The following is a 14,652-nucleotide window of genomic DNA, read 5'->3' as shown; positions in this document are numbered from 1 at the left end:
CGTTTTCGTTCGTGCGCGCTGCGTGCCGATCCGTCCATTTCGCACCTAGCTCCGCTTCCCCACCGTCGCCGCCGCGAGGCAGACTGCACGCCTAGCGATCGCGCTGGATGTTGGGGGAGGGCTCGGATGTTTGCTGGGAAGATACGGCTACTCGCTTGCGGCGCGGCGGCGCTGCTCGCGCTTTCGGCGCCGGTTCGGGCGCAGACGCACATCGTACTGCACGACATTGGTGGGGTTGCGGGATCGCCGGCCGACGCGGCGTTCAGAATTGCGGCCAGCTATTGGGAGTCGGTCCTCACCAACAACGCCACGATCAATATCAATGTCGGTTTCCAGGCGCTCGATCCGGACGATCTGGGGGGCACGAGCTTCCGCTATTTCGACGGCATCACGATCGCCAGCTACCAGCATGCGCTGGCCGTCACCGGCAACAGCGCACTCGATGCACAGGCTGTCAGCCACTTCCAGCCGCTGAGCAGTGCGGGCACGCCCTCGGTGCTGATCCCGGCCTATGACGATCCGGCCCATCATGACGGGATCGCCACGTCGGGCAGCCGGAATCCCCCCGACGGCAGCAACATCGGCAGCACGGTCGCGCTGACCAGCGCCAATCTCAAGGCGCTGGTGAACAATGTGAGCGGCCTGGATGCGGAGATCATCTTCTCCAGCGCCCAGTCGTTCGACTTCAATCCCTCGGACGGGATCAGCGCGGGAAGCTACGACTTCATCGGCACTGCCATCCACGAGATCGGGCATGCGCTGGGCTTTACCAGCGGCGTCGACACCTTCGATACCGCGGCGGGCCCGACCTGGCATATCAATGACGCCACGGTCGCGTACGGCATGGACCTGTTCCGTTATTCGGCGCCGGGCCAGCTCGACTGGCAATTCAACGTGCCCGCCTATTTCTCGATCGATGGCGGCGCAACGGCGTTCGGCGGCAACGCCTATTTCTCTACCGGGGAATATTACGGCGATGGCTGGCAGGCGTCGCACTGGAAGGTCGTTGGCGGCTGCACCGGCTTCATCGGGATGATGAATCCCTATTCGTGCGATGGCGTGAACGACGTGGTGACAGCAGCCGATCTGGCGGTTTTCGACGCGATCGGTTGGAACCTGAACCTCAACGTGCTGGCAAACCCCAGCTATCATATGTCTACAGCGCAGATCTATCAGGCGTACAATGCCGCACACGCGTCCGCCTCGTTCGCGTCGTTTGCGCCCGTGCCGGAGCCGGCAGCCTGGGCGATGCTCATCGCCGGCTTTGGCTGCGTGGGGATGGCAAGGCGGTTCTCGAACTCGACACGCCGATCCCGGCTCTTGTTCCGGGCATTGCGCGCGCGTTTTTCGTGGCGATCGTCGCCGGGCTGCTGATGGCGCATTCTAGGCGCGACGCGGACCTGCGGCACGCGACCGGCCTGCGCAGCCGCAGGTGCTTGTGGAACAGGGCCGCGCAGGACATCCGCGCGGCCTTGTCCCGCTCAACCACCGATGCCGAGCAGCTCGATCTTGAACAGCAGCGTTGCGCCACCGGGGATCGGCCCCTTGCCCTGGAAGCCATAGCCAAGCTCGGCGGGCACCGCGATTTCGATCGTGTCGCCCACGCCCATCAGCGGCACCGCGATCTGCCAGGCGCGGATCAGCCGATCGAGCGGAAAGTGCGCGGGCGGGCCGCCATAGGAGCTGTCGAATTCGGTCCCGTCGACGAAGGTGCCGGCATAATGCAGCGTCACCATGTCGCTGACGCTCGGGTGCTGGCCGGAGCCGTCGCCCTTCACCCGCCGCCAGCGCAGGCCGCCTTCGAGCACGCGCCAGCCCTGTGCCGAGCTGCGGCTGGCCAGCGCGAGCGACTGGGCGCTCTGCCAGCGGAGGTCCTGCGAGGGATCTGCCGGGGCTTCCTGCGCCATGGCCGGGACGGCGAACAGCAGCGCCGCCGCTGCGAGCATCGCGGGCGCCATCAGCCGAGCGCCCGGCCGGCAACGGCGTCGAGCTTCGCCAGCAGCTGCGGATCGCGTGCCGAGGGGGCGGTAATCAGCGCCATGTCGAGGCAGGTGTCGATCGGCGAGGGCGCGCGCTCCTCGGGCAGGTTGCGCAGCAGATGCATCACCAGCTTGCGAGCCTTCTCGGCATTGCTGGAAAGCTGGGCGATCACCTGCGCCACGTCCACCGCTTCCTCGCCTTCGCGCCAGCAGTCATAATCGGTGACCATGCCGACCAGCGCGTAGGGCAGCTCCGCCTCGCGGGCGAGCTTGGCCTCGGGCATCGCGGTCATGCCGATGATGTCGCAGCCCCAGCTGCGATAGAGGTTGCTCTCGGCGCGCGTCGAGAATTGCGGGCCTTCCATCGCCAGATAGGTGCCGCCGACATGCGTCGTGGCGCCCGCCGCCTGCGCCGCCTCGGCGGCCAGCGCGGAGAGGCGAGGGCAGACCGGATCGGCCATCGAGACATGGGCGACCATGCCGGAGCCGAAGAAGCTGGGCGTACGGCCCTTGGTGCGGTCGATGAACTGGTCGGCGATGGTGAAGGTGCCCGGCGCGCGCTCTTCCGCCAGCGAGCCGACCGAGGAGACGGCGAGCACGTCGGTCACGCCCAGCCGCTTCAGCACGTCGATATTGGCGCGGACGTTGAGGTCCGATGGGCTGATCCGGTGGCCGCGGCCGTGGCGCGGCAGGAACACCACTTTCACATGGCCGACATGCCCGACGAAGCAGGCGTCGGACGGCTGGCCCCAGGGGCTCGCCACGTCCGCCCATTCGCCACCCTCGATGCCCTCGACATCGTAGAGCCCCGAACCGCCGATGATTCCGATCGTCCAACCGCTCATGCGTCACCCTTTGCTGCGTTGCGGCGGGCATAGGCGAAATAGACGACGAGACCCAAGAGGTTCCAGCAGCCGAACCAGGCTTGCGTCTTGGTCGGCAGGCTGAGGAACAGGTAGAAGCAGCCGAAGATCGCGCCGAGGCCGACGACCCAGGCGGCGGGGGTGCGGAACGGGCGGACGAGCTCCGGAGCGCGGCGGCGGAGCACCAGCAGGCACAGGCCCACGGCGGCGAAGGCGGTGAGCGTGCCTGCATTGGCGAGTGCTGCGATCTCGTCGATCGGCAGGAAGGCGGCGAAGACGCTGACGATGGCGGCGGTGAACAGCGTGATCCGCACCGGCGACCCGCGGCGCGAAACCTTCGCGAGCGACTTCGGCAGCAGGCCGTCGCGCGCCATCACGAAGAAAATGCGGCTCTGGCCGAACAGGAAGCCGAGGATCACCGTCGGCAGCGCGACGATGGCGCTGAGCGCCAGGAACTTGGCGATGCCGGGCTGGCCGATCTCGCGCAGGATAAGCGCCAGCGGCTCGGGGCTGTCGGCGAAGCGGGTATAGTGGAGCGCGCCCACTGCGGTCAGCGCCACGATCATGTAGATGGCGACGCAGGCCACCATCGATCCGACGATGCCGATCGCCAGGTCCCGGCCGGGGTTCTTGGCTTCCTCGGCGGCGGTGGAGATCGCATCGAAGCCGTAAAAGGCGAAGAAGATGATCGCGGCGGCGGCCATCATGCCGCGCTCGACCCCGCCGCTCGCATGTTTGGCAAAGCCGAAGGGGGCGAACGGATCGAAATTGGCGGCATCGAAATAGGGTAGCGCGACCGCGACGAACACGGCCAGCGCGACCAGCTTCACCGCGACCAGGATGGCGTTGAGCGTCGCGCTCTCGCGCGTGCCGAGGATCAGCAGCCCGGCGACCAGCCAGACAACGAACAGCGCGGGCACGTTGACGCCCCAATGCGCCACCTGTCCAGCGACCATCTGCGGGCCATGGGTGAGCTCCGCGGGCACGCCCATGCCGAGCAGGAAGGGTGTGGCATAGCCCGACCAGCCGACCGCGACGGTGGCGACGACGAGGGTGTACTCGGCAAGCAGGCTCCAGCCGACCACCCAGGCGACGATCTCGCCCAGTGCCAAATAGCTGTAGGTATAGGCGCTGCCCGAGGTGGGGATGCTGGTCGCCAGCTCGGCATAGGCGAGCGCGGCGCAGGCGCAGATCGCCCCCGCCACGACGAAGGACAGGATCACGGCGGGTCCCGCCCGGTCCGCGCCGACGCCGATCAGGGTGAGGATCCCGGTGCCGACGATCGCGCCGACGCCCAGCGCTACCAGATGATACCAGCTGAGCGTTCGCGCGAGCTGGTGCCCGTGCGGCTGGTCCTCCGCGGCGGTGATGGGTTTCAGACGGAACAGACTGGCCATGGATCCTCCCCCTTGTTCTTGGCCCGCCGGTGATAGCGGGGTGAGAGGAAGGGGCAAGGGTTTGGGAGGGCGCTGCTTACTGCTGGCTGCAGCTCGTCAGCTTCGCCGCCTCGGACGACTTGGCGACCGCATCGCCTTCCTTCACCTGATAGAGCTGCGGCCAGCGCTTGCCGGTGACGAACAGCCGCTTGGCGCCCGCATCATAGGCGATGCCGTTCGCCACATTGTCGGTGCCGCGGTCCTTCGGCCCCAGGTCGCTCACGTCGAGGAAGCCGGTGACCTTGCCGCTGACGGGGTCGATCTTGGCGATCAGGTTGGTCTGCCAGATATTGGCGTAGATCTGCCCGTCGACCCATTCGAGCTCGTTGAGATTGGCCACCGGGCAGCCGTTCGCGGTCACCCGCAGCGTCGAGGTGACCTGCATGGTGTTGGGATCGAGGAAGCGCAGCACCGGCGTGCCGTCGCTCATGATGATGCCCTTGTCGTTGCGCGTCAGGCTCCAGCCTTCGCCGGTATAGGAGAAGGTGCCGCGCGGCTCGAACTTGTCGAGGCCGTAGATGAAGCCGGTCTTGTCCTGCCAGGTGAGCTGGAACAGCTTGTCGCCCCAGGCGACGATGCCCTCGCCGAAATAGGGGGCGGGCAGCGAGGTTTCCTGCTGCACCTTGCCGGTGGCGGGATCGAGCTTGCGGATCACCGATTCGCCGATCTGGCCGGTGCTCTCGTACATCGCGCCCTTGTCGAAGAAGAGGCCCTCGGTGAACGCGCCGCTATCGTGCGGCAGCGTCGCGACGGCGACGGCGCGTACCACGGGAATGCCGCTCGGCTTGATCCGGGTGAAGGCGAAGGCGGCGCCTCCGACCAGCACGATCGCGGCCAAGACCACCAACAGGATGCGCTTCATCGGAACCTCTTCGCTTCTACGTGCGCCCACCCAAGCCGAAGCCGGGGCGCCGTGTAAAGCCCTAGCGCGCCAGATCGCGGCGGACATAGACGAGGAGATGGCTCTCCTCCCGGGATGCGCGTAGTTCCAGACGATAGTCGCGGGCGAGCAGCGGCGCCATCACGGCGTGGCTCTGCCGGTTCCAGGGCGCGAGCGGCGGGTCCATCGTTACCACCACGGGCGGGCGCGCGCCCATGATGCGGCGGACCTCGGCGGCCTCGTCGATCCCGGTCGCGCCCTGCTCGGCTTCATAGGCGAGCGTCGACGGGAAGGCATAGGCGGTCGGCACGCAAGCATGGCCGAGCAGGTACAGCACCGAATCGCCGGCGAAGACATAGGGGCAGCCTTGGCCGGCATGCGCGGCGACGATCCGTGCCGCGGCGCGGGCGGTGGCGCGGTCGTCGGGCTCGATCTGCCCGTGAACGACGAACAGGATCGCCGCGGCGAGGACGCTCGCGCCTAGGACGATCCGGGAGTGCCCGAGGGCGGGGGCGGCAACGATCGCGAAGGGCACCAGCAGCGGCAGCGCGTAATGATCGAAGAACGCCCCGATCATCGCGAAGCCGATCAGCGCCGCCGCGAGCCAGCCGAACACGACCCGCAACTCGGCACGATGTGCTGCCGGCTGCCAATGCCAGCTGAGGGCCGCGCAGACGAGGAGGGGCGAAAGCTGGGCGGTGGTGCCGGCGAGCCGATCGACGATCTTGGCCGCCGGATAGCTGCGCCGCAGTGCCACGGACGCGAAATTGGAGAACCAGAAGCTGGAGAACGCGGCGGGCCCTTGGGCATGATACCAGGCGATCGCGCCCAGCGTCGGCGCCAGGCCGAGCAGTGCCCAAAGCGCCCCTGCACCGCCGAGCAGCGGCCGCTTCCCCCCGGCACGATGCAGGTACCAGAGGTGCGCCAGCCCGAAGAACGCGCCTTCCACTAGCGGCGTATATTTGGTCTGGATCGCCAGCCCCGCGAGCAGGCAGGCAGCTGCGCCCTGCAGCACGATCCCCCGCCGGTTGCGCGCGTCGGCGAGGGCGGGCAGCCGCAGCGTCAGCCATCCCGCCGTGGCCATCAACAGGTTGTAGAAGACCGGCGACTGGCCGCCGCGCCCGCTCAGATAGCCGAGCCACAGCAGATAGGCGCAGCCCGCCGCCGCGGCGCCCAGCGTTCGCGCGCCGAGCCTTTGTGCGGACAGGGCGATGAACCCGGCGGTCAGTGCCGCGAACAGCGTCGCGGTGAGCTGATAGGCGAGGATGCCGTCGCCCGGCAGCAGCCGCATGCCCGCGAACAGCAGGAACAGCCCGAGCGGCTTGCGGTCCCAGAAGTCGACATAGGGCAGCGCACCGTGCAGCATCCGGTCGCCGACCAGCAGATAATATTGCTCGTCGACATGGATCACCGGGTTGCCGAAATCATGCGCCCGCAGCACGACCGCCACGGCCGCAAACAGCAGCAGTCCCCGTGCGATAGGGGGCCACGCCCGTGCCGGACGGGCGGTGCGAACGGGGGTCCAATGCTCCACGGGACAGACCAACTAATCGGCGGAGACGCCCCCGTCATGCGCGAAATTTCTACCATCCCCGGTGTGGAATCTCGCCGTCATATCGTCGCAGCGATCAGGCTTAACGACTTCAAAATTTTTCTTGGCGGCCAGTGTGGATCGGCCGCGAAGACATCGTCTTTCGATCGGGTGGGGAGGAACTGGTCAAGCCAGGAACCGGCCGGCGGCAAGCACTTAGCTGCCGTCGTGGTTCTGGCGGCGGTCCCCTGCGCCCATTCGAACCGATGGGATGCTCGCAGCGATGTTTCTGGATCTTTCGAAGGACCCGTTCGACCGACAGCCGCAAGGCCCGGACCTGCAATGGACCGTGCTGATCCCGTTCTTCAACGAGCGCGACTATCTTCCGGCGACGATCGAGAGCCTCGCCCAGCAGACGACGCGATTCACGCTGGTACTGGTCGATAACGGCTCGACCGACGGGAGCGCCGACGTCGCCGAGGCTTTCTGCCGGGCCTATAAGCTCGACTATCTGCTGATTACCGAGCGCACCCCGGGCAAGGTCGCCGCGCTGCGTGCCGGGCTGGCCTGGGTGCGCACCCGCTGGGTCGCGACCTGCGATGCCGACACTATCTACCCGCCGCAGTATCTCGCGGCCGCCGAGGCGATCCTCCTACGCCCCGGTCATGTCGTCGCCGGCGCCTATTTCATCGCTCCCGAGACCGACGAGCGCGCCCGGATCATCGAGGCGCGGCAGTTCCTCACCGCCGCCCGGCTGCTGCCCCGGCAATGTCATGCGGGGGGTGCCGGGCAGGCCTTTTGCACGCGCAGCCTGCGCGCGGCCGGTGGCTTCGATGCCGCACGCTGGAACTTCGTGCTCGAGGATCACGAGGTGATCCACCGCGTGATGCGCAAGGGTCGCATGGGCTATTCGGGCGAGCTCTGGTGCACGCCGAGCCCCCGCGAGCGCGACCGCGATTCGATCCGCTGGACGTTGTTCGAACGGCTGCTCTACTCGGCCGCCGCGCCGACCGCAGGCGATTGGTTCTTCTACACGTTCCTCGCGCGCCGGCTGCAGCGCCGTCGCCTGCTGAGCAACCGCATCCGCGAGCGCCAGTATCAGCATCTCGAAGGACCGGTGCTTGTCCCGTCTCATTCTCTGCTCTGACGATTTCGCCTACTCTCCGGCAATCAGCGCCGCGATCGTCACCCTCGCCCAGGCCGGCAAGATCAACGCGATCAGCTGCATGGCGGTGATGCCCGGCTGGGCCGAGGATGCGCGGCTGCTGGCGGACCTGCCGGCGCATGTCGAAGTCGGGCTGCACCTGACGCTGACCGAGGAGGCGCCGCGCACGGCGATGCCACGCTTCGCGCCCGGCGGGCGAATGCCGGCGATCGACCCGCTCACCCGCGTGGCGCGGCGCTGGGCGACCCCGCTCGACGAAGTGGCGATGGAGATTTCCGCGCAGTTCGACGCCTTCTTCGCGGCGATGCGGCGGCCGCCCGACTTTGTCGATGGTCACCAGCACGCACATGCGCTGCCCGGCATCCGCGACCTGGTGCTCGCCGAAACCGTTGCGCGCGCCCCCGGCGCCTGGGTGCGGGACTGCACCGACAGCCCGCTCGCGATCCTGCTACGTCCCTTTACCGGCAAGGCGATCGGCAGTGCCTGGCACAGCCGGGGCTTGCGAAAGGCGGCTGCGGCGCTGGGGCTGCGCACCAATCGCGGTTTTGCCGGCCATTACGACTTCCGCGGCGATTATGCCGCGTTGTTCCCGCGCTTCCTTCGCCGCCCGGGGCCCATGCATCTGGTGATGTGCCACCCGGGCGCTGGCGAGCGCGCTGGCGACAGTATCGCCGCGGCACGCATTGTCGAAGCCAAGGCCTTGCACCGGCTGCCGATCGCCGACATGGCTGGTGCCGAGGGACTGGCGTTTCCGGCCTGACCCTCGCGGGGATCGGAAGGGCGTGGGTGACGAGGGGCTGAAGGCGGTGTTCCTGGCGCAGCGGCCGATGCTGTTGCGCCTGCTCGCCGCGCGGCTCGGCAATCGCGACGATGCCGAGGATGCGCTGCAGGACATGTGGCTGCGCATCGACCAGCTGGCCGAACAGCCGATCGCCCAGCCTGCGGCGTTCCTGTTCCGCGTGGCCGCCAATCTCGCCACCGATCGGCGCATCGCCGCCGGTCGCCGCGGCAGCCGCGATGCGGGCTGGATGGAGACGCAGCCCGGCGCCGAGGAAGTGCCGGATGCCGAGCGCACGCTCGTCGCCCGCAGCGAATGGCAGGCGGTGGAAGACACGATTGCCGAGATGCCCGAGCGCATGGCAACCGCGCTCCGCCTGTTCCGGATAGAGGAGCGGCCGCAGCGCGCGATCGCCGAGCAATTGGGGATCACGGTGAGCGGCGTCGAAAAATTGCTGCAACGCGCCTACAAGAAAATTCAGGAACGGCTCGATTCCGGTGGTGCGGGTTTGGCGGGCGGGCATCGTCTCGATACTGAAAGGGGTTCCGACCGTGCAGGTTGAGACGACAGACGCGATCGAGACGGCGATTGCCTGGCAGCTGCGGCTGGCCGAGGCAGACGAGGCCGTATGGTCGGCGTTCGTCGCCTGGCTCGAGGAAAGCCCCGCGCATGCCGCAGCCTATGATCGGGTCGCGGCGGCGGATCGGCTGATCGCCGAGGTACGCTTTCCCGAACCCGCATTGGCTGCAGAGAACGACAATGCTCCGGTACCGCGCCGCTGGCTCTGGTGGGCGGGCGGTGCCGCGGCCGCCGCCGCGCTCGCACTTGCGGTGGTGCCGACGATCCAGCCGCGCGCGCAGACCTACCAGGTCGCCACCCGCGACGGGGAACGGCGGACGGTGGCGCTTGGCGACGGCACCCGGATCGAATTGAGCGGCGGCAGCCAGCTGACGCTCGATCATGCCAATCCGCGCGTCGCGACGCTCGATCGCGGCGAGGCGCTGTTCCATGTCCGCCACGACAGCGCGGCGGCGTTCACCCTCAAGGTGGGGGACGTTGCGGTGCAGGACCTCGGCACGGTGTTCAACGTCACGCATCTCGACGGTCGGATGAGCGTCGCCGTTGCCGAGGGATCGGTGGCGTTCCAGCCGGGCAGCGCTGCGGTGACGCTGCGCTCCGGTGACGCGCTGTCGGCGCGCGACGATGGTGGGGAGGTCGCGCGCACGCAGGTCGTCCCGGCCCTGGTCGGCGGCTGGCGCAGCGGACGTCTGAGCTTCGCCGGGCAACCCATGCGCCAGGTTGCAGGCTCGCTGAAACGGCTTTACGGCACCGATATCGCCCTGCGGGGCACGCTGTCGGAAAGGCCGTTCACCGGTGTCGTTCATTTCTCGGGCGTCGCCGGCCGCGATGTGCCGCGCCTTGCCGAATTGATCGGGGCGACGTGGCGTCGTGACGGGGGGCAGTGGATTCTGGCGGAGCAGGGGCCTAGCGCCCCTTAGTCTCGCGCTCGCCCTGGCGCTGCCCGGGGTGCCTGCACGCGCACAACGCAGCACGATCACGCTTCCGGCCACCACGCTCGACGTCGCCATCGGCCAGCTGGCGCGCCAGACCGGCGCGGACATCGTCAGCACCGACGTAGGGCTGCGGTCTGTCCGCACGTCTGCCGTTCGTGACGCGTTGAGCATCGACGCCGCGCTGAAGCAGTTGCTGAGGAACACGGGGTATCGCGCCCGACGCCTTGCCGGCGGCGGCTACAGGATCGAACGCGCGCCGCTCCCCACCGTGCGCAAGCCGACGCCCGCTCCGTCCACGGTCGCCCCGCCGCCCCCGCCGACGCCGGATCCCGACATTGTCGTCACCGCCAGCAAGCAGCGGATCACGCTGCTCCGCTACCCGGGAAGCCTGACCCAGGTCGCGGACCGCAGCGCACTGCCAGGCACTGCCGCCGGCACGCTGAGCGATGCCGCACACCAGGTGCCGATCCTGCAGAGCACACAACTCGGCGCCGGGCGCAACAAGGTGTTCATCCGCGGCATCGCCGACAGCAGCTTCAACGGCAGCACCCAGGCGCCGACCAGCGTCTATCTCGACGACGTCCAGCTCAACTATTCGGGCCCCGAGCCGGGGCTGCGGCTCTACGACATGGCCAGCGTGGAGGTGCTCGAAGGGCCGCAGGGCACCCTGTACGGCTCGGGCGCGATCGGCGGCGTGATCCGCCTGACCTCCAATGCGGTGAACCTGCACGACGTCGCAACGGCCGCTACCGCCGGCATCACCGCGACGGGCGGCGCCGAGCCCGGCTACGATCTCGCCGGCATGCTCAACCTGCCGCTGCTGCAGGACGAAGCCGGGGTGCGGCTGGTGGGCTATCACGTCCGCGACGGCGGCTATCTCCGCGACGAGGATCGCGGGATCCGGGACGTCAACCGCAGCAACACCAGCGGTCTGCGCGCGGCGGTTCGCGTCGCGCCCGGCAATGGCTGGCAGGTGGAGGCGAGCGGGGCGGGGCAGTGGATCGACGCTGCCGACGGCCAATATGCCGAGCGTGCCGAGGGCATGCTGGCGCGCCGCACATTGCTTGCCCAGCCCTTCGACAACCGGCTGCTGTTCGGGCGGCTGGTGGTCAGCAAGGACTGGGACAGCGGCCTCCGCTTCGTCTCGGCGAGCGGCATTACGGGCTACGACACGCGCGAGATCTTCGACGCGACGCCCCGGAGTGCGCGCGGCGCGGTGCTGGGTCCGCGGACGATCTACCGCGCCAATCACGACAAGCAGTTGCTCAGCCAAGAGGCGCGGCTGTCGCGCTCGCTGCCCAACGGCAACAGCTGGGTCGCAGGCTTCACGGTGGTGAGCGATCGCGACGTGCTTACCCGCAGCGTCGCCCAGACCGGGCGCGACGTCAGCATCGTCGGCGTCACCAACGTCACCAATGCCGTCTCCGGCTTTGGCGAGGCGACCTTTGCGCTCACGCCCAGCCTGTCGGTAACGGCCGGAGGGCGCTATTCGAGCGCGCGCACCGATGGCGATCCCTCGGCGCAGGCCCGTCCGACCAACTTCGTCAAGGGACGGCTGACGCAGCGCCTCGATCCCACCGTCGCCGCCTCGTGGCGGCTGGCATCGGACCTCGCGCTGTTCGCACGCTTCCAGACCGGCTACCGGACCGGCGGTCTCGCCGTCGCGCCGGGGATCGGCCGGGTGGCGGACTACAAGTCCGATGCGATCACGGTGGTGGATACGGGCATCCGCAAGCTGCGGCGCGGGCCGACCGGGCTCGCTGCGTCGGGTAGCGTCTCGGCAGCCTGGTGGGAAAATGTCCAGGCCGATCTGATCACGCGATTGGGGCAGCCCTATACCGCCAATATCGGCGACGCGAAGATCGTCACGCTGGAGGGCAATCTCGACTGGGTGCCGGTGCGCGGGCTGCGCGCGCAGGCGTTGTTCCTGTTCACCGACAACCATGTCGAAGGGCCGATCGCCGACCTGTCCAAGCGCAACAACCGGCGCCTGCCCGAAACCCCGCCCTTCGCCGCGCATGCCGGGCTATCCTATGCGTGGGAAGCCGCACCCGCGCAGCCGCGGATCGGGCTCTCGGCCGATTATACCGGTCGCTCGGTGCTCGGCACGGGCGACTTTCTGGACGTGAGCCAAGGGCGCTACTGGACCGCCGACGCCTTTGCCGCACTGCGCCTCGGCAAGGCGGAACTGAGCGTCACGCTGAACAACCTCACCGATCGCCGTGCCAACCAGTTCGCGTTCGGCAATCCGTTCAGCCTCGGCCTGCGCGACCAGCTGACCCCTCTGCGGCCGCGCAACGTGCGGATCGGGATCACGACGGGCTGGTAGCTGCCGCCTCCGCAGCGAGGGGGAAGCGGAGCGAGACGCAGGTGCCCTCGCCCGGCCGGCTCTGCACCGTCAGCTGGCCCTGATGCACGTCCATGATGCGGCGGACGATCGACAGGCCGAGGCCGGCGCCATCGGAGCGCTGGTGGTCGGCGCGCCAATAGCGTTCGGTAGCGTCCTGCGGATTGGAAGCGGCAATGCCGGGCCCGTCGTCACGGACCAGCAGCACGCCGTCGGGTGCTACCAGCACTTCGATCGCGGTGCCCGGCGGGGTGTGGCGGCTGGCGTTGGTGATCAGGTTGGCGAGCGCGAGACCCGCCAGCACTGGATTGCCGCGCACCGGCACCGGCGCAGGTGGCGCGTCGAGTGCGATGGTATCGCCCGCCGCCAGGATCTGCGGGGCGTGCAGGCCGATCGTTTCCTGCGCGAGGTGGCGCGCGTCGAACGTCTCGAACCTGTCGTCGGCCGTCGCCTCCAGCGTGGCGAGGTCCTGGAGCTGGGCGACGACATGGCCGAGGCGATCGACCGAATCCCGAAGCCGGGCGCGCAGCATGGGGTCTTCCACACCCTCCAGCTCTACCCGGTGTACGGTGAGCGGCGTGCGCAGCTCATGCGCGACATTGGCGACGAATTCGGACTGGTTGCGGAAGCTTGCCTGCAGCCGGGCCAGAAGATCGTTGGTGGCGTGCGCCAGCGGCGCCACCTCCAGCGGCAGCCCCGCCTCCTCGATGCGGACGTCGAGATTGTGCGGGCCGATCGCCGCGGCCTGGCGCGAGGCGTCGCGCACCGCGAAGAACAGCCGGGCGATCAGCGCGCTGTTGATCAGCGGCAGCAGCAGCAGGATCGAGATCAGCACCGGATCATAGCGGCGGATGAAGCCGTGGATGACGTCGTCGAGGATCGCGCCGGGGCCGGTGCGGTCCTGGGTCACGATCACCCAGATGCGGGCGGCGCCGACCCGTACCGGCTGGCTGACGCCCACAAAGGCGCCTGCGCGGAACGGTACCTGCTCGGCAGCCCGCGGCGCGTCTCGCCAGGGCACGAGGTCGGCATAGGGGCTTTCGGCGAGCGTCCGGCCGGCGCCATCGGCGACGACGAAGGCGCGGCCGTCATAGGGCGAGGCGTAGAGGCGGACCATCGCCGGATCGAGCCGGACGATCGGGCCGGTTGCGCCAGGGCGGACGCCATCGGCGATCGCCCGTGCCTGCTCGGCGAGGATGCGCTGTTCGTAGCGGTGCGCCTCGGTGCGGAGGAACGAGGTAAGCAGCATGGGCAGCGCCACCGCGGCGATCGCGATCGCGCCCAGTTCGAGCAGCAGGATGCGGGCGATCAGCGAGCGCGGCCAGAATGTCATTGCGCGGGTCTATCGGAATGCGGGCAGGGCCGCCATCAGGCGACGACGTCGCGCATCATATAGCCGACGCCGCGAATGGTCTCGATGCGCAGGGTCGCGCCCGCGGCTTCCAGCTTGCGCCGCAGCCGGTAGGCCTGCACCTCGAGCGCGTTCGAGCCCACCGGCTCGGTAAGGCCGTACAACTGATCCTCTGCGAGCTGCTTGCTGACCACCTGGCCAAAGCGGCGGAGCAGCAGCGCGGCGAACTGGCGCTCGCGGGCGGTGAGCAGGACGGCGGCATCGCCCACCGTCAGGTCGCCCGACACCGTGTCGAAACGGACATTGCCGAAGCGAAGTTCGGCGCCGGCCAGCGCACCCTGCCGGCGCAGCACCGCGTGGAGCCGCGCGGTGAGTTCGCCGACATCGAAGGGCTTCACCACATAATCGTCGGCGCCCGCGTTGAGCCCGGCGATCCGTGCGTCGAGCGTACTGCGGGCCGAGACGGCGATCACGGGGATCGGATCGTTCTGCGCACGCAGGCTGCGGATGAGCGCGAGTCCGTCGCCGTCGGGCAGCCCGAGGTCGAGCAGCAGCGCGGCATAGCGCGCAGCTTCAAGCATCTGCCGGCCGTCGGTAAGGTTCGACGCCGCATCGCTCTGCACCCCGCGCCGCTTCAGCGCCTCGGTCAGCGCAGTCGCAAGCGGCTGGTCGTCCTCGATCATCAGCACGCGCACGATTTCATCTTCCCGTAAGTTTGCTGTCAGCCGACGCTTCTAATGGCGCGCTGCAGCATCGACCGCAACGGATGTGTGTCTGCTATATTGCACCCGAGAGGTGGTTCTGGTGA

13 protein-coding genes are annotated in these 14,652 nt (G+C 68.6%); 6 read left to right on the top strand and 7 right to left on the bottom strand.

Annotated elements, in window-relative coordinates:
* The first annotated feature begins 126 nt into the window (after nt 1-126).
* Complete coding sequence (locus BM009_RS10380) at nt 127-1,374, top strand: NF038122 family metalloprotease (RefSeq protein WP_093295972.1); 1,248 nt, start codon at nt 127-129, stop codon at nt 1,372-1,374.
* A 107-nt stretch (nt 1,375-1,481) separates the two neighbouring features.
* Here BM009_RS10380 and BM009_RS10375 read toward each other — a convergent pair whose 3' ends face one another.
* The 5 genes from BM009_RS10375 to BM009_RS10355 all read right to left on the bottom strand — a co-directional run bounded on the left by BM009_RS10375 (nt 1,482) and on the right by BM009_RS10355 (nt 6,608).
* Nucleotides 1,482-1,958 (bottom strand): FKBP-type peptidyl-prolyl cis-trans isomerase, encoded by a 477-nt coding sequence (locus BM009_RS10375; protein ID WP_093295970.1) that lies wholly within the window; start codon nt 1,956-1,958, stop codon nt 1,482-1,484.
* On the bottom strand, nt 1,958-2,824 hold the full coding sequence (locus tag BM009_RS10370; RefSeq protein WP_093295969.1) for an S-methyl-5'-thioadenosine phosphorylase: 867 nt from the start codon (nt 2,822-2,824) through the stop codon (nt 1,958-1,960). Before BM009_RS10370 ends, BM009_RS10375 begins: the two co-directional genes overlap by 1 nt.
* Complete coding sequence (locus BM009_RS10365) at nt 2,821-4,239, bottom strand: amino acid permease (protein WP_093295968.1); 1,419 nt, start codon at nt 4,237-4,239, stop codon at nt 2,821-2,823. The genes BM009_RS10370 and BM009_RS10365 overlap by 4 nt, the downstream gene beginning before the upstream one ends.
* A 76-nt stretch (nt 4,240-4,315) precedes the next feature.
* Nucleotides 4,316-5,140 carry a glutaminyl-peptide cyclotransferase gene (locus BM009_RS10360; protein ID WP_093295966.1) on the bottom strand — a complete coding sequence of 275 codons (825 nt, stop codon included), beginning with the start codon at nt 5,138-5,140 and terminating at the stop codon, nt 4,316-4,318.
* 61 nt (nt 5,141-5,201) lie between these two features.
* Entirely contained in the window at nt 5,202-6,608 is a 1,407-nt protein-coding gene (locus BM009_RS10355) for a hypothetical protein (protein WP_254772245.1), read from the bottom strand.
* A gap of 364 nt (nt 6,609-6,972) precedes the next feature.
* On the opposite strand from BM009_RS10355, the gene BM009_RS10350 reads away from it, so the two are divergent.
* Genes BM009_RS10350 through BM009_RS10330 form a run of 5 tightly spaced genes read left to right on the top strand, consistent with a single transcriptional unit; the run spans nt 6,973 to nt 12,475 of the window.
* Nucleotides 6,973-7,836, top strand: a complete 864-nt coding sequence (locus BM009_RS10350; RefSeq protein ID WP_093296553.1) for a glycosyltransferase family 2 protein — start codon at nt 6,973-6,975, stop codon at nt 7,834-7,836.
* Complete coding sequence (locus tag BM009_RS10345; protein WP_093295965.1) at nt 7,811-8,614, top strand: ChbG/HpnK family deacetylase; 804 nt, start codon at nt 7,811-7,813, stop codon at nt 8,612-8,614. The genes BM009_RS10350 and BM009_RS10345 overlap by 26 nt, the downstream gene beginning before the upstream one ends.
* A gap of 22 nt (nt 8,615-8,636) precedes the next feature.
* Entirely contained in the window at nt 8,637-9,194 is a 558-nt protein-coding gene (locus BM009_RS10340; protein WP_093295963.1) for an RNA polymerase sigma factor, read from the top strand.
* Entirely contained in the window at nt 9,184-10,131 is a 948-nt protein-coding gene (locus tag BM009_RS10335; protein WP_093295962.1) for a FecR family protein, read from the top strand. Before BM009_RS10340 ends, BM009_RS10335 begins: the two co-directional genes overlap by 11 nt.
* A 28-nt stretch (nt 10,132-10,159) precedes the next feature.
* The gene (locus tag BM009_RS10330) at nt 10,160-12,475 is read left to right on the top strand and encodes a TonB-dependent receptor (RefSeq protein WP_254772244.1); all 2,316 of its coding nucleotides are present in this window, start codon (nt 10,160-10,162) and stop codon (nt 12,473-12,475) included.
* Here BM009_RS10330 and BM009_RS10325 read toward each other — a convergent pair.
* Both BM009_RS10325 and BM009_RS10320 read right to left on the bottom strand, forming a co-directional pair.
* Nucleotides 12,459-13,826 carry a sensor histidine kinase gene (locus BM009_RS10325; RefSeq protein WP_093295960.1) on the bottom strand — a complete coding sequence of 456 codons (1,368 nt, stop codon included), beginning with the start codon at nt 13,824-13,826 and terminating at the stop codon, nt 12,459-12,461. The two genes, BM009_RS10330 and BM009_RS10325, sit on opposite strands and share 17 nt — an antisense overlap.
* A 35-nt stretch (nt 13,827-13,861) precedes the next feature.
* Nucleotides 13,862-14,539 (bottom strand): response regulator transcription factor, encoded by a 678-nt coding sequence (locus BM009_RS10320; protein ID WP_093295959.1) that lies wholly within the window; start codon nt 14,537-14,539, stop codon nt 13,862-13,864.
* Between the last annotated feature and the right edge of the window lie 113 nt (nt 14,540-14,652).

It is taken from the genome of Sphingomonas sp. NFR04, from assembly GCF_900114095.1.
Taxonomy (GTDB): Bacteria; Pseudomonadota; Alphaproteobacteria; order Sphingomonadales; family Sphingomonadaceae; genus Sphingomonas.
The sequence above is the reverse complement of the archived record's forward strand: the minus strand, read 5'-3'. Positions and strand labels throughout refer to the sequence as shown.

Excerpts from the sequence above, each read along its gene's own strand:
- BM009_RS10375 (WP_093295970.1), bottom strand. The coding sequence starts at position 1,958 with ATGGCGCCCGCGATGCTCGCAGCGGCGGCGCTGCTGTTCGCCGTCCCG.
- BM009_RS10370 (WP_093295969.1), bottom strand. The coding sequence starts at position 2,824 with ATGAGCGGTTGGACGATCGGAATCATCGGCGGTTCGGGGCTCTACGAT.
- BM009_RS10325 (WP_093295960.1), bottom strand. The coding sequence starts at position 13,826 with ATGACATTCTGGCCGCGCTCGCTGATCGCCCGCATCCTGCTGCTCGAA.
- BM009_RS10350 (WP_093296553.1), top strand. The coding sequence starts at position 6,973 with ATGTTTCTGGATCTTTCGAAGGACCCGTTCGACCGACAGCCGCAAGGC.
- BM009_RS10360 (WP_093295966.1), bottom strand. The coding sequence starts at position 5,140 with ATGAAGCGCATCCTGTTGGTGGTCTTGGCCGCGATCGTGCTGGTCGGA.
- BM009_RS10365 (WP_093295968.1), bottom strand. The coding sequence starts at position 4,239 with ATGGCCAGTCTGTTCCGTCTGAAACCCATCACCGCCGCGGAGGACCAG.
- BM009_RS10380 (WP_093295972.1), top strand. The coding sequence starts at position 127 with ATGTTTGCTGGGAAGATACGGCTACTCGCTTGCGGCGCGGCGGCGCTG.